Origin of the sequence: Neorhizobium sp. 2083 (assembly GCF_031455615.1) — a bacterium.
Taxonomy (GTDB): domain Bacteria; phylum Pseudomonadota; class Alphaproteobacteria; order Rhizobiales; family Rhizobiaceae; genus Neorhizobium.
This window is the reverse complement of record NZ_JAVDTC010000009.1, coordinates 1-21,154: the sequence shown is the minus strand read 5'-3', so window position 1 is coordinate 21,154 and position 21,154 is coordinate 1. Positions and strand designations below refer to the sequence as shown.

Annotated in this window: 18 protein-coding genes, 1 tRNA gene and 6 pseudogenes; 12 read left to right on the top strand and 13 right to left on the bottom strand. The window is 57.6% G+C overall.

What is annotated here, in order from left to right; genetic code table 11:
- Nucleotides 1-161 precede the first annotated feature (161 nt).
- A tRNA-Phe gene (locus J2X76_RS26865) sits at nt 162-237 on the top strand.
- Between the two features lie 973 nt (nt 238-1,210).
- Nucleotides 1,211-2,131 (top strand): HEPN domain-containing protein, encoded by a 921-nt coding sequence (locus J2X76_RS26860; protein WP_310220615.1) that lies wholly within the window; start codon nt 1,211-1,213, stop codon nt 2,129-2,131.
- Between the two features lie 321 nt (nt 2,132-2,452).
- On the opposite strand, the pseudogene J2X76_RS26855 reads toward J2X76_RS26860, so the two are convergent.
- The 5 genes and pseudogenes from J2X76_RS26855 to J2X76_RS26835 form a co-directional block, all read right to left on the bottom strand.
- A pseudogene (locus tag J2X76_RS26855) lies at nt 2,453-2,599 on the bottom strand (integrase); the annotation flags it as partial.
- A gap of 36 nt (nt 2,600-2,635) precedes the next feature.
- Nucleotides 2,636-3,031 carry a type II toxin-antitoxin system VapC family toxin gene (locus J2X76_RS26850; RefSeq protein ID WP_310220614.1) on the bottom strand — a complete coding sequence of 132 codons (396 nt, stop codon included), beginning with the start codon at nt 3,029-3,031 and terminating at the stop codon, nt 2,636-2,638.
- The gene (locus tag J2X76_RS26845; RefSeq protein WP_310220613.1) at nt 3,031-3,285 is read right to left on the bottom strand and encodes a type II toxin-antitoxin system Phd/YefM family antitoxin; all 255 of its coding nucleotides are present in this window, start codon (nt 3,283-3,285) and stop codon (nt 3,031-3,033) included. Before J2X76_RS26845 ends, J2X76_RS26850 begins: the two co-directional genes overlap by 1 nt.
- A 301-nt stretch (nt 3,286-3,586) precedes the next feature.
- Nucleotides 3,587-3,841 carry a DUF1403 family protein gene (locus J2X76_RS26840; protein WP_405030097.1) on the bottom strand — a complete coding sequence of 85 codons (255 nt, stop codon included), beginning with the start codon at nt 3,839-3,841 and terminating at the stop codon, nt 3,587-3,589.
- A 131-nt stretch (nt 3,842-3,972) separates the two neighbouring features.
- Nucleotides 3,973-4,419, bottom strand: a pseudogene (locus J2X76_RS26835) (DUF1403 family protein); the annotation flags it as partial.
- 2 nt (nt 4,420-4,421) lie between these two features.
- On the opposite strand from J2X76_RS26835, the pseudogene J2X76_RS26830 reads away from it, so the two are divergent.
- Nucleotides 4,422-4,835, top strand: a pseudogene (locus J2X76_RS26830) (SMC-Scp complex subunit ScpB); the annotation flags it as partial.
- Nucleotides 4,836-4,989: 154 nt separating this feature from the next.
- Here J2X76_RS26830 and J2X76_RS26825 read toward each other — a convergent pair.
- Nucleotides 4,990-5,178 carry a hypothetical protein gene (locus J2X76_RS26825; RefSeq protein ID WP_310220611.1) on the bottom strand — a complete coding sequence of 63 codons (189 nt, stop codon included), beginning with the start codon at nt 5,176-5,178 and terminating at the stop codon, nt 4,990-4,992.
- A gap of 520 nt (nt 5,179-5,698) precedes the next feature.
- Nucleotides 5,699-6,073 carry an FAD-dependent oxidoreductase gene (locus J2X76_RS26820; protein ID WP_405030107.1) on the bottom strand — a complete coding sequence of 125 codons (375 nt, stop codon included), beginning with the start codon at nt 6,071-6,073 and terminating at the stop codon, nt 5,699-5,701.
- Here J2X76_RS26820 and J2X76_RS26815 point away from each other — a divergent pair.
- Nucleotides 6,047-7,274, top strand: a pseudogene (locus J2X76_RS26815) (ATP-binding cassette domain-containing protein); the annotation flags it as partial. The gene J2X76_RS26820 and the pseudogene J2X76_RS26815 sit on opposite strands and share 27 nt — an antisense overlap.
- On the opposite strand, the gene J2X76_RS26810 reads toward J2X76_RS26815, so the two are convergent.
- Together J2X76_RS26810 and J2X76_RS26805 are read right to left on the bottom strand one after the other, a co-directional pair.
- On the bottom strand, nt 7,266-8,024 hold the full coding sequence (locus J2X76_RS26810; protein ID WP_310220610.1) for an alpha/beta hydrolase: 759 nt from the start codon (nt 8,022-8,024) through the stop codon (nt 7,266-7,268). The pseudogene J2X76_RS26815 and the gene J2X76_RS26810 overlap by 9 nt on opposite strands.
- Nucleotides 8,025-8,065: 41 nt before the next feature.
- Entirely contained in the window at nt 8,066-9,835 is a 1,770-nt protein-coding gene (locus J2X76_RS26805; RefSeq protein WP_310220609.1) for a cytochrome c biogenesis protein DipZ, read from the bottom strand.
- A 346-nt stretch (nt 9,836-10,181) separates the two neighbouring features.
- Between J2X76_RS26805 and J2X76_RS26800 the strand changes: the two genes are divergently transcribed.
- The 8 genes from J2X76_RS26800 (at nt 10,182) to J2X76_RS26765 (ending at nt 16,761) form a co-directional block, all read left to right on the top strand.
- A complete protein-coding gene (locus J2X76_RS26800) occupies nt 10,182-11,237 on the top strand; it encodes an alpha/beta hydrolase (protein ID WP_310220608.1) in 1,056 nt (351 codons plus the stop codon).
- A gap of 117 nt (nt 11,238-11,354) precedes the next feature.
- Nucleotides 11,355-12,095: a response regulator gene (locus J2X76_RS26795; protein WP_310220607.1), complete on the top strand. Its 741-nt coding sequence runs from the start codon at nt 11,355-11,357 to the stop codon at nt 12,093-12,095.
- Nucleotides 12,092-13,423 carry an ATP-binding protein gene (locus tag J2X76_RS26790; protein ID WP_310220606.1) on the top strand — a complete coding sequence of 444 codons (1,332 nt, stop codon included), beginning with the start codon at nt 12,092-12,094 and terminating at the stop codon, nt 13,421-13,423. The genes J2X76_RS26795 and J2X76_RS26790 overlap by 4 nt, the downstream gene beginning before the upstream one ends.
- Before the next feature lie 152 nt (nt 13,424-13,575).
- Entirely contained in the window at nt 13,576-13,992 is a 417-nt protein-coding gene (locus tag J2X76_RS26785) for an organic hydroperoxide resistance protein (protein WP_310220605.1), read from the top strand.
- A gap of 420 nt (nt 13,993-14,412) precedes the next feature.
- Nucleotides 14,413-14,991: a TetR/AcrR family transcriptional regulator gene (locus tag J2X76_RS26780; RefSeq protein WP_310220603.1), complete on the top strand. Its 579-nt coding sequence runs from the start codon at nt 14,413-14,415 to the stop codon at nt 14,989-14,991.
- A 69-nt stretch (nt 14,992-15,060) separates the two neighbouring features.
- Complete coding sequence (locus tag J2X76_RS26775) at nt 15,061-15,792, top strand: SDR family oxidoreductase (protein WP_310220602.1); 732 nt, start codon at nt 15,061-15,063, stop codon at nt 15,790-15,792.
- A gap of 295 nt (nt 15,793-16,087) precedes the next feature.
- Nucleotides 16,088-16,342, top strand: coding sequence for a type II toxin-antitoxin system Phd/YefM family antitoxin (locus J2X76_RS26770; RefSeq protein WP_310220601.1), 255 nt, complete (start codon nt 16,088-16,090; stop codon nt 16,340-16,342).
- Nucleotides 16,339-16,761 carry a type II toxin-antitoxin system VapC family toxin gene (locus J2X76_RS26765; RefSeq protein WP_310220600.1) on the top strand — a complete coding sequence of 141 codons (423 nt, stop codon included), beginning with the start codon at nt 16,339-16,341 and terminating at the stop codon, nt 16,759-16,761. The genes J2X76_RS26770 and J2X76_RS26765 overlap by 4 nt, the downstream gene beginning before the upstream one ends.
- Nucleotides 16,762-17,322: 561 nt before the next feature.
- Here J2X76_RS26765 and J2X76_RS26760 read toward each other — a convergent pair.
- The 4 genes and pseudogenes from J2X76_RS26760 to J2X76_RS31675 form a co-directional block, all read right to left on the bottom strand.
- A pseudogene (locus tag J2X76_RS26760) lies at nt 17,323-17,629 on the bottom strand (IS110 family transposase); the annotation flags it as partial.
- Nucleotides 17,630-17,972: 343 nt separating this feature from the next.
- Nucleotides 17,973-20,192 carry a hypothetical protein gene (locus J2X76_RS26755; RefSeq protein ID WP_310220599.1) on the bottom strand — a complete coding sequence of 740 codons (2,220 nt, stop codon included), beginning with the start codon at nt 20,190-20,192 and terminating at the stop codon, nt 17,973-17,975.
- Nucleotides 20,193-20,237: 45 nt separating this feature from the next.
- Nucleotides 20,238-20,603: pseudogene (locus J2X76_RS26750) on the bottom strand (integrase); the annotation flags it as partial.
- Between the two features lie 467 nt (nt 20,604-21,070).
- The coding region (locus J2X76_RS31675) for an IS3 family transposase (protein ID WP_405030106.1) at nt 21,071-21,154 on the bottom strand (84 nt) is incomplete at its 5' end.

Here is a 21,154-nt window from a genome sequence, read left to right as displayed (position 1 = left end):
CGAGGCCGTACCTGTTTTTGTTGAGGAAATTACGATTTTCGCAAACCTGTCAAAAAAGTGGGTTCTGGCGCTGGACATGGCCGAACAAGATGTTATAACCCCGCTCGCTCCGGGGGAAACGCCCCCGCCGGCCTCGGCCGGAAGGCTCTAGAGGCCTCGATGCCCGGATAGCTCAGTTGGTAGAGCAGCGGATTGAAAATCCGCGTGTCGGTGGTTCAAATCCGCCTCCGGGCACCATTCTAATGCATTGTCGCGCCTAGTTTATTAGCAACTTTTTCTTTGCGCAGCTTTTTCCCTCTAGACAGTTATATTGCGCTTTCTAAACGGCGTTGGTTTTCCTTCTGTTCGCTTCTGTCTCGAGATCGCCTAAAGTTTCGGCCATCTTTTTGGACATGTTCGCTCTACGCGAATAGTGCTTGGCCATCGCCTCAGTCTTTTGACCAAGCCTGTCTGCGATGGTGGAATATTCCTTGCCCATCTCACGAGGATCATTGCAACGGTATGCCTCAGTTCTTTGAGCGTGAGATCGGGCTGCACCTTTCCTTCCTCCTCCAGCTTCATGCGTATCGGCCGCCATGAGGCCCGGAATCCGGAAACGGTCCACGGCCTTCCGAAGCTATTTGTGCAAAGTGTAAGTGTGGCCGCTGGATGTTTCGGTTCGCCTGCCAAGGCATCAATACCGGGCGCCGGGGGTGGTACCGACATGGGCACGTCAGCCCTTGCCTTTTTACCGTGGCTTTCGGCGCCGATCACTTCAAGTTCGGCGAAGAACTCGGGGGTGCCAAACTCTGATTTGAACCGGCGTCCAGTCTTGCGGGAATAGGGAAGCTGGGCCCGTCTATCGCGCTGGCCTCGACGGAAATGCTGGTCGGCCGAATGCTGTTGACGATGCGGTTAGAGAAATCATTAATTATCGAGCGATGCCGGCTTTAATATCTTCCCGAGCATCGAAACATGATGTCGTTACTCATTGGCGCGCTGTTTAGCCGCATTTAGTTCATGTAGCCGCTGATGCGAGCTGAACGGCTGCCTTAGACCAATCTGACATGACAGGCCACAAGCTTCGCCAAGTCGACAACCGTATCGTAAACCTGCTGGCGGGCGCGGTCTTCCGGTTATATATCCTTAACGGATCAAACTGAGGATGATGATTTGCGGGCATTCAGGCACTGGTTTGCGAGCAGTGTTTAGCAAGGATACGGCACGACGAATGGATACGAGCGGCGGCGTGACTGAAAACGAAGACTTGCACCATCTTCCGGAGCGAAAGCGTCGGGAGCTTTTCCGCGCCTTGAAGATCATTTTTGAGGAGTTTGATGCCGCGCAGCAGTCCAAACTATCGGAAAAACAAAAGGCCGGCCGGATCCTTAAGGTGATCTTGTTCGGTTCGTATAGCCGCGGCGGCTGGGTTGAGGATCACAAGAGCGGTTACCGCTCCGACTACGATATTTTAGTCGTCGTCAATATACACAGTGTCGGAGAGGAAAACGAGCTGTGGCATGACGTTTCCGATCACTTCCTGCGTGAACTGCTGGTGACGAAGACGATCGAGACGCCGGTCAATGTCATTGTCCACGCGCTGCAGGAGGTAAACGACCAGCTGGCACGAGGAAGGCCGTTCTTTATTGACATCATCCGTGACGGCATAATGCTCTATGAGAAAGAAGGGCATCCGTTTGTGACGCCGAAGCCGCTCGATGAGCAAGCGGCGCGGGAAGAGGCAATGAGCTACTACGAGCGGTGGTTTCCAAACGCTTTGAAGTTCGTGAAAGGGGCGAAATTCTACCTCGCCGAGGACGACCGAAATCAAGCTTCGTTTCTTCTCCATCAAGCTTCGGAGTGTTTCTATCATTGCGTCCTGCTCGTGCTCACCCTCTACAGCCCGAAATCGCATCGGCTGAAATCACTGCGCTCATCCGCGGAAAGACTAGAGCCCCGCCTTATCGAGGCATGGCCACGGGACACGAAGTTCACGCGCCGCTGCTTTGAGCGCCTCGACCGCGCATATGTGGATGCGCGATATTCACCGCACTACGAAATTACTGAGGAAGAGCTCCGCTGGCTGGTCGAACGGATCCAGGTGCTCCAAAACCTTGTCGAGCAGATCTGCAGGGAAAAGCTCGAAGGATAGGCATCCAACCACGCGGCGTGTTGCCTGGTTTGAAAGCCTCGCGCCCGGCAGCAAAACATCACTAAAATGAATCGGTTGTGCCCCACCGATTCAAAACCGTCGATGACGTTCTCTCTCCCTCTGACGACTCTCTCCACATGCTCGCTCAGCCCTACGTTGAACGGCTATCGGCAAAGGCCAAATGCACGGTGCTCCATTAGAACGTGCGGAGGAGACCACCGTTGACGGCACGGCATGTGCATACTACACCTGCTACTGGGGGAGCCTGCACAACGCGGTCACGATAACACGGAACTGCGCCGGAATAACATCCAGCCGCTCGTAGGCGCGGCGGGTGTTGACGGACGTGGCAGCCTCCACATAACCCCGCGCGCGATCGGTGAGATCCTGCAGATGGCCGGCTCGGCAGGCTGGGCGCCGGCAGCGGGGCAGGGGAGAGGGCTTCGACACCGGAAGGGAGGGAGACATCCGACGCCTCCGGTTGCGTCGTCGCGCGGATCATGCTTACGCCTCCCATGGATTGACCACTACCGCATCCGTGTCTTCAAAATCGCGGACGTTGCGGGTGACCAGGATCAGGTCATGGACTATTGCGGTCGCGGCGATCAAGCCGCCAATGCGCGGGCGGACAGCGGCAATGCGGCCCCATTCCACCGCTATCTCGTCAGTCACGGGCAGAATTCGATCGCGATGGTCATGGCGCAGCTTGCGCAGCCATTCGGTGAGGTGCGCTGCGGTCTTGTGATCCGACTTTTGCTTCAGAGCGATTCCGCGCATGATTTCGCCAAGCGTCAATGCGCTGAGATGCATGCTGAACGGATCGACCGAGAGCAACCAGGCAGCGGCCTGCGGTGTGCCGCGCCGGGCCTCCGAGACGATGTTGGTGTCGACGAGACACATCAGAAAGCTACATCGCGGCTGGAGGTATTGGTGCGCGCATCGACCGCCTCGGCAAACGCGTCGTCCCAGGCTGGTCCGCCGAGCAGATCGTCGACCAGTGTTGGTCGGCCGGCGCCCAAGGGGTCATAGTCACGGGCGGGCAGGACGACCGCGGTGCGCTCGCCGCGGACAGTAATCGCCTGCGGCCCCTCGTGTCTCGCCTTCTGCACCACTTTAGAGAACTGGTTCTTTGCGTCCTGCAGCTGCCGTTCCATCCGTTGGCTCCAAACTGGCTAGGCTGTCTAGGGATATAGTCACGTCGAGTGAAAGCCCAAATTCCACCGTTTGAGCGGGTTTGTTTCGCGGTTTGCACCGCTTTTTCTATTGTGGACCTAACGTCCGATAATGCAAGATTATCGGACGTTCTAGGTGACTGACGTGCTGTGCGGTTTAAGCTGAAATGCTCGTCGTAAACCGCGCATCTCCATTATGCTCGACCGAATGGATTCGCTCCCCACGCCAACCAACAACGTCTGTCTGGCCACCGCGCTTGCCAAGCTGGGCGCGCCCGCGAACTCACGAGATCAGCAAACCCGATGCTGCCTTTGCCGCCGGTATCGCAAGCTCACGCACCGCCTCGAAACTCTCGAGCCGATCGAAAAGGCGGTTGGCTGCCCAGCGCGATAGATCACAACCCGGCGCCAAGGCTGCGATCGCATCCTCGTTCAGAAGCTTACGTATCACCGGCTCGGCGCCCATGGTTCGCAGTCTCGGCGCCACGGCGAGCAGATGAGCTGCCCGCCTATCGATCTCACCACATCGCAGCGCCATCTCGACGCCGTCGACCAGCGCCAGGCGATCGCTTTCGGATAAGCCGGCTCGCCCGGTCGAACCCCACCGCGGCCACCGATGATGCGGAAGGCAGACCCGAAACGCTCGGGCAGCAGCGGCACGGGTTTTGGCTATTTCAGCTTCTGCGCCAGCACCACCTCGGCGAGACCTAGGGCCATCGCCTCGGCGTCCGGGCGAACGGCAGAGATCGCCGTTATCAGGTCCGCCACCGCGAAGGGTGCTGCTCGCCCGGACTGAATAACTGTATCGACCACATCGGGGACCGGCGCAAGGCCGTCGTCCCAGCGAATTCCAAATAGGTCGGCAAGCTCCTTGACGACGGGCGTGGGAACTGTCCCCCTTCGCCGCGTCAGCATTCGTGTGGCGAAAAACAGCTTACCGGCCTGGCCGAGATCGTCGTCCGCTATCGTCAGAAGGATGGCTTCACGCAACACGCGTTCGCCCTCACTGCGGCCGATCATTTTGGCGGCAACGGCGGCCGATTTAAAGGCAAGGCGATCGCGCCAGTAGCCGAGCCACGGCGGCTCGGCGCGGATCAAATCATCAAGGGATTTCCGTACTGCGAGACCGCCCCTATGAGTTGGTGTCGGTCGCCGGCGGCTGGCAGCATCCCACCCGACCGCGGTTCGCCGGGACGATTCGCGCTCTTCGGCGCCGACAAGGGGAGGGGCAGCGGCACTCTCCGAGTTCGAGGCGATGGTGCTGATGGCGGGGATACTTGCAGCCGGTCAACCGCAGCGAACTGTCGAAGATTTTTGGCAAACGAGGTTAGCCGTGACACGATCGCCGCACCTCGACGGGCGGGTTTTACAGGCTCCGGACCGAGCAGCCCGACGCCCGGCGCAATCTTATGCCTATGTGGCGACACCACATTTCCTCTCGGCCTTCGGCATGGAGAACGCTGCGCGACCTTCCGAACATTGAAGCGCTCGAAGATGCGGGCCTGCTCAGCCGACATGCAGTTCAAAAATAAATCGCCGCTTCGGAAGGCGGCGACAGCGAAACGGGCGAAGAACTGTCGTTCGGCGAATGATACTGGCTGTTCGACCCTCTGGAATGAAGTGTAGACCCTGGCGTTACGACCCGGTTCGATCATAATCTAGGCGTCGCACCCAATCTGTTGTTTACTAGTGCAGGGTCAACCGTCTCTGCATCTGCGCGATCGTTTCGCCGCCCGTATACTCTTCGACCAAACGCATCGCGATTTCCCGACCGTCTTTACTTGTCGGTTGGATGCCACGCTCGGCACATATCTGTTTTACCGCTGCGGATAGAGCGGCAATCTGTTCAGGCGTAAAGGCTTGTCTTGCACTCATAGCAGTGTCCTCCGGTTGGTCTTGCGTATGCTGGAACAACCGTATGTCGTTCTTGCCGTCGGCACAACGCACTTTCTATACGGTAGAGCATTTCGGAACGATCAGCGTCTTGACCTGTTCGCCGGTGCCCGAAGCGCTTCCCTCGACCCTCCCTTAGATGCTTCGGGATACTGGGAGGCTCGCTGATCCACTAACGGGTCTCTCTTTTTCCACCCATATAAAAAGCCCGGCCAGTGCTGACGGGACATAAGTCGGTGGTACAGTTGGCACCGCGGCTCAGGATCACCGTTGAACCATGAGTTCAGCTGTAGGATTTGCCTACCCACAAATCCCACAATCACCGCGACGGGCCAAGCTACGATAATAAGCCTCTATCGATTTGGTCTCGGCCTCCTGCATTAGGATAGTCTACGTTCATTCTATCCGATGGTCATCGGGATGCAATCTAGGATGGATGAATTCTGACCTACCGGACTGTTGGGACATTACTCGCTTTGGCTACGAGGGCTACTGTGCCGCCTTACACAGAATTTCCGAGAAAAGGTTCGTTGCGCCCAATCGTCGCGAGATTTCCTAGATGTCTGTATCGAAACGAGAGCGGCACTGTTCTACCCGTAAGTTGATGCCGTATTCGTTGCGCGACGAACGTTCCCTGCTGTTTGGCCGCCGGGGCGATAGCTGGCACCGTCGTGCCATCTTTCCACTGGACTGATGCGGTATCACCGATGACGTAGATATTTGGCGCGTCCTGGATCGTTAGATCGGACTGAACGATGGCTCGCCCCGCGCGGTCAGCAGGCGTTTCTAGCCATGCAGCGGCGTCTGAGGCTTTGACGCCCGCTGCCCAAATGATCGTGTTGCATGCTAGCGCACGCGCGCATCGCTTGCTGCTCAAGTCTATCGTGCGCCTGAGTTCCTGATCCTCGACGAACCCACCAACAACCTCGATCGCGACGGCCGGGCTGCTGTGATCGAGCTTCTTGATGGATGGCGACAGGGCGCGATCATTGTCAGCCACGATCGCGAATTGCTGGAAACGGTGGACAGCATTGCCGAACTCACCTCCCTTAGTATCAGCCGCTATGGCGGCAACTGGAGCCATTACCGCGAACGCAAAGCGTTAGAACTTGCCGGTGCCCAGCATGATCTGGACGAGGCGGAGAAACGCCTGGGTGTGATTGGGCGCAAGGCGCAAGAGACGGCCGAGCGGCAGGCTCGTCGCGATGGCGCAGGCAAAAAGAAGGCGGCAGCGGGAGGAATGCCACGGATCGCGGCCGGGGGGCGTGCCATCCGTGCCGAGCAGACAGGCGGCGAAAATGCCGCCACCGCACGTCGAATGACGGAGGAGGCCAAGGCGGGCGTGGCGGAGGCACAGCGCCGTATCGAGGTTCTCGAACCATTCAAGCTATCCCTGCCGTCCACCGGACTCGTGGCATCGAAGATAGTTTTACGGCTTGAACAGATTACAGCAGGTTACGAACGCGATGCGCCGGTCCTGTCCGATCTGTCGCTTACAATAACGGGGCCGGAACGGATTGCGCTGGCAGGGCCGAACGGATCGGGCAAGAACGCTACTCTCCGTCATTACCGGGACCCTCGCGCCATTTTCAGGATCGGTCCGGGTTGAGGTCGCATACGCGTTCCTCGACCAGAAGGTCAGCCTGCTTCGACCTGAACTTTCCATCCGTGACAATTTCATGCGCCTCAATTCTGGATCCGGTGAGAATGCCTGTCAGGCTGCCCTCGCGCGTTTTCTGTTTCGGGGCGATGCCGGTTTGCGGGAGGTGCAGCATCTGTCGGGGGGCGAGATGCTGCGCGCGGGCCTTGCTTGCGTCCTCGGAAGCCAGGATCCGCCGCAGCTTCTTATTCTCGACGAACCGACCAATCACCTCGATGTTGATTCCATCGCGATCGTGGAGGCCGGGCTGAGAGCCTATGACGGCGCAATGCTCGTCGTCAGCCATGACGAGGCCTTTCTGGAGGGGATCGGTATCAGCCGGCGTCTCGATCTGCGCGAACAGAACCGGACATACGAAAGGCCGCGCTTGTCAGGCGCGGCCTTCTGCGAAATCAACGGTCGAAACGCGCTATCGTGAGAGGGCCTTTGCAGCCTTTTCTATGACGTCTGCGACCCTCTCCGGCTGGGAGGCGAAGACAGCGTGGCTTGCGGCGATCTCGCTCACGTCGCTGTTGGCGCGCTTTGCCATGTCCCGTTCGAGATCGGGATTGATCGACCGGTCATGAGTGGCGACGATGGCCCAGCTCTTCTTTGTCTTCCATGCGGGATCGGTGATCTTTGCCGCAAAGGCTTGCTTGGCGGCAAAGACCTGCGACCTCGCCATGAAGCGGGTCTCTTCTTTCGGAAGGTCGCCAGCAAAGTCATTTGCGAACGCGGCCGGGTCGAGATAGAGATATTTCCCGTCCTTGGTCTCTCGGATGTCCATGCTGCCGGCGGGCTTGGAGCTTGCAAGATCCAACAGGCTTTCACCCGCCTGGGGCTGAAACGCTGCGACATAGACGAGGCCCGCGACATGAGGATTGTTGCCGGCCTCGGTGATGACCATCCCGCCATAGCTGTGGCCGACAAGAAGCGACGGGCCATCCTGCAGGTCGATGACGCGATTGGTGGCGGCAACATCATCGGCAAGCGAAGTGATCGGCTCCTGCACGATGGTGACGTTATATCCTCGGCCTTCGAGGATCTCGGTTGCCTTGCGCCAGCCGGAGCCATCGGCGAGCGCGCCATGCACGATGACGATGTTCTTCACCTCCGCGGCCTGCGCGGCGAAGGCAATGGTGCTGGTGGCGAAGGCAATTGCTGCTAGCGAAATAAGACAGCGGTTCATGTCATGCTCCTAGTGGTTTTGGATGTTTGGGGGCTAAGGTTTCAGCCGAAGGTGAAGGCATAGGCCTGCACGCCCGGATCGAAAAAGCGGATCGTGAAGGTCTTATCCTGGACACCGCCCGACTGGCGGACGAGCTGGTAAAGTCGGGTGGAGGTGACCGTGCCATTACCGTCGGCATCGGTATCCGTCCCATGATCGGGACCGGGTGATTGGCCGTCAATTGTTACTTGGAAGCGGACTGGCTTGCCGGAACTATCCGGCCCAAGAACGAGATGCAGGTCGCGGGCTTTGAAGCGGTATGTGATGCTGCCATCGCTCTTGTCGAGCGTTGCTTCTTCCGGACCGACCGTCCATGTCCCGCTAAGACCCCATTGATTCAAAGAGGGCTTGTCGACGGAATAGGTACGGGACGTGTCGGCACCGAGGCTTTCCTTCGAGGCGAAGCCTGTCGACTGCTTGTACCCAACGTAAGTCTCGCCGGAACCGATGTCCTTCAGGTCTGCACTGGCTTCTGCACCTTTCGCATCAGGATTGACCAGGGTGGTTGCTGCTATGTCGCTGCCGGCTTCACGAAGGAGATCCTGTATCGCTTGTTCGGTTTGGCCATAGTTGCCTTCGCCGAAATGGTGGTAGCGGATATTGCCCTTGGCATCGATCAGGTAGCTGGCAGGCCAGTAGCTGTTATCGAAGGCACGCCAGATCCTGTAGTCGTTGTCGATGGCGACGGGATAGTCGATCTTGAAATCGCCGACCGCCTTTTTGACATTATCGATCTTCTTCTCGAAGGCGAATTCCGGCGAATGGACGCCGATCACGACAAGACCTTGATCCTTGTACTTCTCCGCCCATGCCCGGACATACGGAATGGTCCTGATGCAGTTGATGCAGGAATAGGTCCAGAAGTCGACAAGCACGACCTTACCGCGCAGCTGCTCGGTCGCCAGGGGCGGGGAGTTCAGCCACTCCACCGCGCCAGTCAGCGAAGGCGCCGTTCCTTCGACGGGAAGATCGGCGCGATAGGGCTTGCCGCTGCCGGCGGGAAGAGACTTGTCCGCACTTGCGACTTCCATGCCGCCTTCAGTCGGCCGGACGTTGAGGCGATCGAGAACGGCCTGTTCGAAGGAGGCGGTGCTGGTATAGGAAAGTTGGGCGAGCGCGCCAGTATCGAGGCCAAGCGCGATGACGCCTACACCTGCAATGACGGTGGCGCCTGCAAACTGACGAACACGTTCGCTGATCCCCAGAGACCGCTTCATCATTGTAAAGAGCCGGCCCCCGACACAAAGTGTAAGGGCAAGCGAGGTTGCTGCTCCAGCAGCATAGGCACCGAGCAAAACTGTCGTCTGCAGATTGGCGCCCTGCAATGCAGCACCGGTCAGCACGAGACCGAGGATCGGACCGGCACATGGCGCCCAGAGCAGGCCGGTCGCAATGCCCAGAAGGAGAGAACCCGCGGCGGATGGGGCACTGCCAGGCTTGCCAGCTGCATTCATCAGGCGGTTGCCCAACCCGACCACGGGTTGGCTCAGCGTGTTGGCAATGCGGGGGGAAATGAGGCTAAGGCCGAACAGCGCAAGCAGCAGCAGAGCGGCGAGCCGGCCGAATTCGTTGGCCTGGATGGCCCAGCTTCCACCGATCGTAGCCAGGGTGGCAACCAAAGCAAATGTAACGGCCATCCCCGCCAGCATAGGCAGGGTACTGCGCAAGAATGGCTGTCCTGCGCGGGCAAAGACAAACGGAAGGATCGGCAGGATGCAGGGGCTAAGGATGGTGAGCGCCCCTCCGAGATAGGCAATGACGAGAAGCGTCATGAACATGTCCTCTGAAGCCCGGGATGTGGAGTGGGTGCGCCGACGCGGGCTCGGCCGGCAACTGCGCCAATCTGATTGCGCGCAAGTGTCGTGGATGTGTCCGGCTGCAGGGAGAAATGTAACGGAGTGTAGAGAAACCCCCGCTCGCTACAGAGAGATTCAATCGGACCGGGTCGATTGCCGGGCCGGAGGCCTTTGCGGGAGCGGACCAGTGACTTTTGTATCAGAGTGTATCTGTAGCCACTTCTGCTACATCGCCATGCAATTGAACAGGATGCAGGACATATAGAGGATACAAGCGCAGCGTTTTCTTGGTTTAGTCATCAACACGGACCGGAGAAAAACAATGAGCGAAAAGTTTCAACTTCAGCGCCGCCACTTCTTTGGCTTGGCAGCCATGACCGCTGCCGCCGTCGAGCTCGGTGCCACCTCGCTGGCCAATGCTCAATCGACCGCTGCGGCGGCCGGATCATCCGGCGATACGGCAAAAAAGTCGGGCCATACGCAATTTGCTGCCCTGAGGCAGATTCACGCCGGCGTCCTGAATGTCGGCTATGCGGAAGCCGGCCCGGCAAACGGTCCCGTCGTCCTGCTTCTGCATGGCTGGCCATACGACATTCACAGCTATGTCGACGTAGCACCGATCCTGGCGGATGCCGGCTACCGGGTCATCATTCCCTATCTGCGGGGCTACGGCACGACGCGGTTTCTCTCGTCCAAGACTCCGCGTAACGGTCAGCAGGCCGCTCTGGCGGTCGATATGATCGCACTGATGGATGCGTTGAAGATCGAGACTGCGATCGTGGCCGGTTACGATTGGGGTGCGCGGACGGCGGACATCTTGGCCGTGCTTTGGCCTCAGCGTTTCAAGGCGCTCGTGTCGGTCAGCGGCTACCTGATCGGCAGTCAGGCCGCAAACCGCGCGCCGCTTCCGCCCAAGGCAGAACTTGCCTGGTGGTATCAATTCTACTTTGCGACTGAACGCGGCCGCGCCGGTTACGCTGCCAATACCCATGATTTTGCGCGGCTCATCTGGCAGACCGCATCGCCGACCTGGAAGTTCGACGACGAAACGTTCAACCGCTCCGCCACGGCCTTCGACAATCCCGACCATGTGGACATCACCATCCATAATTATCGATGGAGGCTTGGACTGGCCGAAGGCGAGGCAAAATACGATGCATATGAGGCGCGCCTTGCCAAGGCGCCTGTCGTGACCATTCCCACCATCACCATGGAGGGCGATGCCAACGGCGCCCCGCATCCGGATCCGTCCGCCTATGCGTCCAAATTCACGGGACACTACGAGCACCGCACGATTGGCGGCGGTATCGGCCATAACCTGCCTCAGGAAGCGCCGGCGGAGTTCGCGCGGGCCGTACTCGACGTCGCGAAATTCTAAGAGCGACCAAATTCGGTATCAGGCTGCCGCGAAGCATTTCTCGGCTTCGCGGCGATTGCATCAAGCGCTAAACGATGATGGTTCGACACGCAGAAACAGAGGATGCGAGGACCCGACATGGAGCATATCGATCATGTCCTGATCGTTGATGACGATCGCGAGATCCGCGAACTGGTGTCGGCTTATCTGAAGAAGAACGGTCTTCGCACGAGCACCGCCGCCGACGGCCGCCAGATGCGCAGTTTTCTGGATGCCAATGTGGTAGATTTGATCGTGCTCGACGTGATGATGCCCGGCGATGACGGTCTGGTTCTCTGTCGAGAATTGCGATCCGGCAAGCACAAGGCAACGCCCATCCTCATGCTCACCGCACGCGATGATGAGATGGATCGCGTTATCGGGCTCGAAATGGGTGCCGACGATTATCTGGCAAAGCCTTTTGCCGCACGCGAGCTTCTGGCCCGAATCAAGGCCGTCCTGCGCCGTACCAGAATGCTGCCACCGAATTTGCAGATCAGCGAAGCAGGTCAGATCCTTTCCTTTGGAACATGGCGGCTGGACACAGTGGGCCGGCATCTTCTTGACGCCGACGGCACTGAGATTGCTCTGAGCGGAGCGGAGTATCGCCTCCTGCGTGTCTTCATCGATCATCCGCAGCGGGTTCTCAATCGCGACCAGTTGTTGAATCTGACCCAGGGGCGTGATGCCGAAGTGTTCGACCGCTCGATCGATCTTCTCGTTAGCCGTCTGCGCCAACGACTTGGCGACGACGCACGCGAACCGACCTATATCAAGACGGTTCGAGCTGAGGGTTATGTTTTCGCCGTGCCCGTGGAAATTTCGGAGCCAAGGATATGAAGAACCTGGCAGCGCACAGAGTGAGCCAGCGTTTCAGTTTCTGGCCAAGTACGCTGCGCGCGCGCCTCTTTCTCATCCTGTTTTTGGGCCTTGTGATCGCATACGGCCTTTCCTTCAGCATCCTGTTTTTCGAGCGTTACACCTCGGCCAAGGCCGTTATGCTGGGTACCCTCGAGAGCGATTTGGCAACCTCGATTGCGGTCATCGACCGATTGCCGGCGGCCGAGCGGCCGGCGTGGCTCGATCGCCTCAGTCGCGGCAATTATCGTCTGGAGCTCGGGCCAGGAATTCCCGGCATTCCCGACATGTCGGGACACGGACCCGAGATTGCTGCCCGGATCGAGGAGGCGGTGGGGCATCAATTTCCGCTGACGGTCGAGGCCATTCCCGGCGGGAACGGCAGATTACAGGGGCATCTGACACTCTCCGATGGATCACCGCTGACGATCGACGTGACTCCGCGGGGCGTGATGCCGCTGGCGAGCTGGCTGCCTTATGTCTTTGCGGTCCAGATGCTGCTGCTTGTGGCCTGCACTTGGCTTGTCGTGCGGCAGGCATTTCGCCCCCTTGGCGATCTCGCCGCGGCCGCCGATGCGCTTGATCCCAATGCCAAGAGCGAGCCGATCAGCGAGAGCGGTCCCCGGGAGGTCGCCCATGCGGCGCGGGCCTTCAACGCCATGCGCGACCGCATCGCCCATCATCTTGAGGAACGGGTGCAAATCCTTGCGGCTATCTCCCATGACCTGCAGACACCGATTGCGCGCATGCGGCTGCGTGTCGAGATGGCGGAGGAAAGTCCGGAACGCGACAAACTGGTCAGTGACCTGCGCGAAATCGAAATGTTGGTGAAGGATGGGATTGCCTATGCGCGCAGTTCGCACGGCAATGGCGAGAAGACCTCGCGCATCGACCTCTCGTCATTCATCGACAGCATTGCCTATGATTACCAAGATATCGGCAAGGCGGTGTCGGTCATCGGCCCTGTGCATGGCACCCTCTCGACGAAGCCGCATGCACTGAGGCGCATTCTGACAAATGCCATAGACAACGCGATCAAGTTTGCCGGCGCGGCGGAGTTGAGCGTCGAGCGCAAGGAGGATGGCGAAACGGTCTTAACCGTTCTTGATCGCGGTCCGGGGATCCCCGATGAGATGCTGGAGGCCGCCATGCAGCCGTTCGTGCGGCTGGAACAATCCCGCAATCGCGAGACTGGCGGCACAGGGTTGGGCCTTGCCATCGCACAGCAGCTTGCCGCTGCTCTTGGCGGCAAGGTCAGGCTCTACAACCGTGATGGCGGCGGGCTTGCCGTGGAACTGACATTGCGTTGATGGCGATAGCGGGGTCGCTCCTGCCAAGTCTGCCAGAGCGTTCCTACCTTTTGATACACTTCACCGGCTTTTTTGAAACAGTGGAGATACTCCAGCGGGCGAAAAACCTCCCTGTCAGCGAATAACGCTGGCCCTAGCACAAGGAGCATCTCATGCCCAATATCGACAATGTTCTCTACACCGGGCGGACCCACACCACGGGCGGCCGAGACGGTTTTGCGCGCAGCGACGATGCTGCACTGGAGGTAAAGCTTTCTCCTCCGGGAAGCGGAGGGGCCGGAACGAACCCGGAGCAGTTGTTCGCCGCCGGCTGGTCGGCCTGCTTCATCGGCGCCATGACCCGAGCTGCCGGGAAGCGGCAGTTGCGTCTGCCTGCGGACACTTCAGTCTATGCAGAAGTGGATCTCGGAACGACCGAAAACCAGTTCTTTCTTCAGGCCCGTCTGAATGTCAGCATTCCCGGCGTGGACAGGGACACCGCGCAGGCGATCGTCGACGAGGCCCATCAGATATGCCCTTACTCGAAGGCGACGCGCGGGAATATCAATGTGGAACTCCGCGCGATCTAGGAGCATCGAAATGCGGTTTCTCCTGGTTCTATTCACAAGCGTGTCGCTATTTGCAGCCCCTTGCGTTTATGACTCGACATCGAGTGAACCCTCGGCACTCGCCGGGCTTGTCGGCGTGATGACCCCGCGGTGAATTCCACTATGGGACGGCCTGGTGGCCGTTCCACCTCAGGCTTGAATGGCTCTTATAGCGAATCGTTGGAAGCGCTTGTCGGCGGAGCCGCTAAGATACTAAAGAACCGGAGGCGCTGGCACCCATCCGCGCAGCTTTGATCGCTGTGTTTGATTTACAGTGTCCTTGGCCCGCTCGATGATTATCGACGCCTCCGAACTCTAGGTCCTGCAACCGCATGCGTGGCGAATCTTCGGCGGGTTATGAATATTATTGACTGATCGGTCCATAATTGATAGATCGTATTCATGGCAAGACCGAGAGAATTCGACCGCGATGCGGCGCTGCAAAAAGCTCTGAGGCTGTTCTGGGCGAAAGGTTTCGCGGCGACATCCACCGACGATCTGCGAGAAGCAATGGGAATTGGCCGTCAGAGCCTTTACGGGGCATTTGGCGACAAGCGAAAGCTATATCTTGAGGCGCTTAATACGTACCAGCGAAGGACGACATCCGGACATCTTAGGAGGTTGTCCGAGGGTGATCCGATAGAAGGAATTGAAAGCCTGCTTGCCGGAGTCGTTGCGGAAGACGATGAAGAGCGAGCGCTTGGATGCATGGGCGTCGGATCCGTCGGCGAGTTTGGCGTGACGGATGCTGAGCTCAATGAACGCAGAAAGGTCTTCGGCGAGCTGCTTTCCCGAGGAATCACAGCCAGGATTCGAGAAGGGCAGCAGCAGGGAAGCATAGCCCAGACCCTTGATCCAGGCGAGGCCGCGGCATTCGTGCTTATGATGATGAGCGGTCTCCAAGTTGCAGCGCGCGGCGGAGCGTCGAGCGCGCACCTCAAAGCGATGGCCCGCTTCGCGACGGAACGGCTCAAGAACTAAAGGGCCCGCTCACAGGGCGGGTTTTCATTTGTTTAATTATGGACTGATCTGTCAAAAAAGGAGATAATCATGACGATCAATGAACGGAAGACCGCCCTTGTATTCGGAGGCGCGCGCGGCATTGGTGCGGCGTCTGTACGCAGGTTAGCCGAGGACGGCTTTGACGTTGCGTTTACTTACGTGTCACGGCCCGATAGCGCGTCCGAGCTGGCTTCCTCGATCCAGAAGGTAGGACGCAAGGTTCTCCCGATCCAGGCTGACAGTGCTGATCCCGAGGCCATTACTGAGGCCGTCCGCAACGCGGTGGATGAACTCGGCGCACTCGACGTCGTCGTGGTGAACGCCGGCATCCTGCGCATCAATAAAGTGGAGGCGGTTGCTCTTGAAGAACTCGATCTCATGATCGACGTTAATATCCGCGGGGTCTTCCTTGCGATCCAGGCTGCGGTTGCACAGATGAAAGACGGTGGCCGCGTGATCACGATCGGTTCCAATACGGCTGAGAGAACCGGCTTCCAGGGCAGCAGCGTCTATCAGTTCACGAAGGCTGCGGTCGCCGCCATGGTAAAGGGACTGGCGCTCGATCTCGCTCCGAGACAGATCACCGTCAACAACGTCCAGCCCGGACCGACGAATACAGATATGAACGCCGGGACGATCGAATTTCTCAGCGACCGCAGTCCCTTGAAGAGGGTCGCCGATCCGGCAGAGATCGCCGAACTCGTGTCTTATCTCGCTGGCCCACGATCTTCCTACATGACCGGGTCGAGCCTGACGATCGATGGAGGATGGGTTCTGTAATCGTTCCCAGGTGGACGAGTTCGACATGCTTTTTACGCAGCCGTCGTTGCCTGGCGGCTGCAATGCCAGGTCCACATCAGCGAATGGGAATATCCAGCCTCGCCGACCGGAAGGCTTACTAGGCTGAGCTTGATTCGCTGTCATTAAACACGAATTGCAGCGAGTCCAATCACTCTGCAATTCGGCATTCAGATGAGAATTAGTTCGATTCCCGTCAAGGCGAAAGCCACCTTGGACATTGCTCCAAAGAGCACAATGTCGTATATGTAGGTACTTTTCTACAAGGAGGCATTCTATGAGTGTGACAAGTTTGTCCAGTCGGGAGTTGAACCATGACGTCGGTAGAGCAAAGAAGGCTGCCCAGAAAGGACCCGTCGTCATCACAGATCGCGGGAAGCCATCCCATGTTTTGATGACGTATAGCGAATTTGAGCGCCTCACCGGCAGGCGCGGGAATCTCGTGGATGCTCTTTCAATGCCTGGTTTGTCGGGGATCGAATTGGATCCACCGAGAGCCGAAATTGCATCCCGCGAGGTCGATCTATCTTGAAGTACCTGCTAGACACGAACGTTGTCTCCGAGCTTCGCAAAGTTGGAGACGGTAAAGCAGATGCCAATGTGACGAAGTGGGTTAGTGGCCAAAATTCTAATGATTTGTTCATTTCCGCGATTACGATCCTGGAAATAGAGCGCGGAATATTAAGCATCCAGCGACGCGATGCTGCCCAAGGGTCTCGTTTGCGAGGTTGGATGGATAGCCGCGTTCGCCCCGAATTCGCCGAGCGAATTTTACCAGTCGATGACGCGGTAGCGACGCGTTGTGCCCACTTACATATTCCAGACCGCCGCAACGAGGCTGATGCCTTGATCGCCGCCACCGCGCTGGTCCACGGCTTAACTGTGGTCACTCATAACATTCAAGACTTCTATGATACCGGTGCGATCGTCCTTGACCCGTGGCAAGAATGAAATCAAGCGAGGGCACCGTGATGTCCACTTCCCGAAGTACTCACACCAACGCAGCACATTTTGAGATCGTATGGCCGTAGGTTCAGATCTTTTTAAGGCGACCATCGCTCAAATTTCACAAAGGCACTCAATCACAGAGGGAACATTAGCTGGCTGAGCGTCAGCTTTGCGCCTTCAATTCGGTCGTTCGCAACAGCCGTTGAAGCTCCTGAAGACAGTCCTTTCGCTTCGCTGTTTTATCACCTCCTGAACGGATCGAAGCGGAGCTGCGGCATCTCGCATGCGCTGCCACGGACGACAAGTAGACGTCATGAACTACGGTGATGATCAGTGCGGCTTTATATCGATGGCAACCTTCTTGATCGTTCCTGCGAACTGGTCCGGCTTATCGTAGCTAAGATCAACGGGAGTCCCGGTGTCTACTCTGATGTCGAATGTTTCGACGCTCATCGTGAACCGCACCGCGATCGTGTGTTCGATCCGACGGATATCGCACCGACGCCCGCCCCAGAAACCAGAAACTGTCCCTCAAGTGCCTGCGAGTAATGTTCACACTGTTCGTCTGACGCGGTCACCAGGCTTTCTCGGGATTAGCGACGGAGCGACAACCTTACAGTCATGGCCCAGCGACTTGATGAGCCGGTGGAGGCCGTAACCCGTGGGGCCGGCCTCGTAACAGAAATGCACGTGATCAAACTTTCCGGCTATACGCTCGATAATGCGGCGCATGCTGGCATCCGTTGCCTGCCTCCACCCTCCACCTCGCAGATATAACGGATCTCTACGTTCCGGCCAGATTCGCAATCGCAAACGCATTCTTCAGCTTGGCAACATCGATTCCGACAAAAGCTTCTCTATAATCTGCCACGGCTCGTCCTCCTGTCGTGAGGATCGGCTCGGCCTATCCGAGCAACCCTCGGAAGACCAGTGTAGGGCGAGCCACCTCAGCCACGAAGAAGGACATACGGACTTATCATTCAGACAGATCTTCGCCCGTTGATGCGTAAGCGCGTGAACCTCCAGTCTTTCTGTCAGGCACGTCCGGCCTACGATCCGCAGATCCCTGCTCTCCTACGAAAATATTCGTCCGTTGAATTAATCCACGCTCTTATGATCGGTTCAAAGTTCGCGTAAGCTTTAAGCTCTATCCCTCTCCACCAGAAGCAGACCCGAGAACTGCCGCCACAATGAAGGCGCCAGCTTGCGAGCCGTCATCTCGCCTCGTCGCGCGCGTAAAAAAGTCCTTCCTGAGAAATTCGGCGGAGATGTTTCACCGCCCATGAGCCGCAAAGTTTGAAGTGCTTGGCGATGGCTGACTTCGAGTCCTCTGAAAGGCCCCAGCTCAGCGGAGGCATGCGCCCGTCAAAGGTCGGTTTCTTAATCAAACGTGTCGCTTCCTTCTTGAACGAAGCCTCCATTTGTTGCCTTGAGAGCTTGCTGAGCTCTTCTTCTGACGCGCCGCTCTGTTGCAACTCGATGTACTTTCTCAGCTCCGCGAAGGTGTCCTCTGAACCAAATTGAGGAAGCTCGAGGAGTGGTCCCAAACCGAAATGGAAATAGCTGAAATTCAGCGGATGGTCACCCTTCGCGAATATTCCATGTGTACGCGACTGCCTGTCGTTCAGGTCGATGGAATGCACATGTTCCTTAAGCCTTTTAGCTAGATCAATTCCGGCGAGAGAACGGGTGTTCATGAGTGTCAACAGAGGAGAGACGAGGTCGGGTGCGTCCGATATTACGCTGTCGATTCCTGGATCTATCTCCAGCGGCATGTCACATTTGCCTGGAATAAGTGGATCGGACGTTATCTGGACCACCGCGTATCTGACAAACCTCTTCGTTTGCAGGATCTGCCAGCACGGCTGCTTATGCAGTTCCGAATCTTGATCCTGAAGCATATCGCACTGGATCTCATCTAGCTGACCGATAAGGGCCAAGAGCGAAGCCGCTCCATAGTTATCAATATACCCACCATCCACCAGCGTGTCGAAATACCTGTAGTCAAATTTCTTGTCCGACTTCGCTGCCTCACTTGGCGATACAGGGACGTCGCGCCCCTCATATTTTGTCCACGGCAGGACATATCGGCCGCCTGGCGTAATGCCGGGAAACCTTGCTGAATTCACGACTGCCGTACTTACCCTCGTGGTTGGCTGCCCAACATTGAAAATCTGACCGTCACCGTCGATGTCGCCCAAGTTTGATGTAGATGCAATTCGGCCCCTATAGACCATTGTCGCATTGAGTATTAGAGCGGGCCAAGGTTCTTTCGGCCATAATCCGCTGAGGGAGGTTCCGAAAAGGTTTGAACCGTAGGCATTTTCCCAGTTGCGTTCGAGGCTCCGTTCAAGCGCAACACCCCGGTCATCAAGGTATCCGGTGATAGGGAAAGCGACGGAACTGATTACATCGGAGGTCAGCGCAGACAGGATGACCGGCCCAAGAATCTCTCCGTCCAACATATCCCGCGCGCATGGTGACAATCCGCCTTCTTGGCTTGGACGGCAATCTCCTCTTCGCTGGCGCTCCGTTATTTCACCCAGATAGACAGATGCTCCCAACGATCCACCCGAGACAGCCGAGATTGCAAAAAGTTTCTTCGAAAAGTCCGGGACTTGTCGGTCAAGCTCGGAGAGCACCGTTGCCGTCCATTCTGCCGCGCGGACGCCCCCTCCTGCCGCTCCAACCAAATACATCGTCGCTCGGCCACCTTTGTCCTTGTTCGCATCCAGCCAGCATTTGAAGGTCCGTTCCACCAGCATTAGGCCAGCAGGTGCAGCGGCATCGACGCAATCTATGGCTACGGGACTAGAATATAGAGTTTTGTCGGGGAGTTCCCGGATAGGTGAAGAACGATAGAAGACGAAACCAACTACGGTGAAGAGAGCGATCGCCCACGTAATAGTTTTCCGGTGCGATATGCTAGCGATAGCGGTGGTGACAACGGCCAGAATCATGCCGACCACCATCAACGAGGATATTGGGCCCAAAGTTCTTCCGATTGGAAAGGCGAATATGCCTACGATTAGATAGACTGACGCCGCGGCTGCTAAAATTTTGAGCGGAGAACTTCGGAAACGACCAAGAAGCGCGGGCAGAGGAAATGGCCGCAAGTTCCGAAACCACGGAACGAGTGCGCCGAAGATCAACGCCAGCCCCGCCAAGAATTGCCACTCTCCGCCCGTCTGAAAACACGCAACAATCACAAGGGCAAGAAAGCCACTTGTTACTATCCTGCTTGCCAATGAATTCCATTCTGCCTTCGCCAGCGCTTCCAGACACACAAAGGCAACCGCTGCGAGAAGAACGACGCCAGTGATAGTGGATAGGGCACCCGCCCCCGTGGAGGCGCTCACAAGTAAAGCTTCTTGCCCGAGGTCGGTATTCATCATGACCCCAATAGCGGCTAGTACGATTATAATGATGGCCATTTCCCCTCACAAAAGCTCACGCCGTGTCAAAGGCCTCCAACGAGAGACATTCGCCGGCATACCATGGTCGGGATCAGTTTCCCTCTGCTGCTGATCCCACAGATGCTGCGCGACAAATTTCAGGAGCAGTGCTTCGGTCGCCGGCCAGGGCAGAGAGTGGTCGATCGCGCCCAATCCCCAGGCTTCGAGATAGGCGAGATCCGAGGTCAGTGCTCTCAGCGTGTTGGCGCCCATGCCCTGGTTGACTAGGTGGCGTAGCGTCTCGATATCCCGGTCGGCCAGCAGCTCCGCGAGTTCGTCGCGACGGTCGATCGGCAGGACAGATGCGATCGTATCGAGTTCAACGGCACGTCGCTCCACACCGGATAAACTGGCTGATTTCTTAGGGCTACCATTATTCGATCTCGACATGCGGCGGCGGATGATCTCAACAATATCCGGATAGGACAGCGTCTCTTCCCGCGCGATGAGGGTATGGACGTTGATCATGACATACAAGCTAACATGCTCTCAAATCCCGTAAATGGAGATCGTACCGGACCCGCCTCCTCGCGAGAGACGTTAAATGAGCTTCCGCGCCGGTCGTCATCACACGATCAGTCAATTGCAAGATCGCCTCTGACCAATGCGATTAAGGCGCCGGTTTCTCTACGCAAGTGCAGGTTCCAAATTGCCCTTTGCCCAGCACTGCGAGCAAACCACGCTCAACCCCGTCCCTGGTCTCAGGATAGACTGCGATGCATCCTGCCTTCTTGAGGGTTTCCTGGATTATGTCGATGTAGTCGCCAATATTCTTCGAGGTTGGCGTATTGTCATGGAACATGTCAATCAGCACCGAACATTGACCCCTTGGAGGTGCGGACAAAATCTTGGACTGTTTATGCTGCAATTCCAAGGTTCCGGCGGTATTCCGTGGGACTTACGCCGCCCAGTGAGATTTTTATACGGTGCTGATTATACCA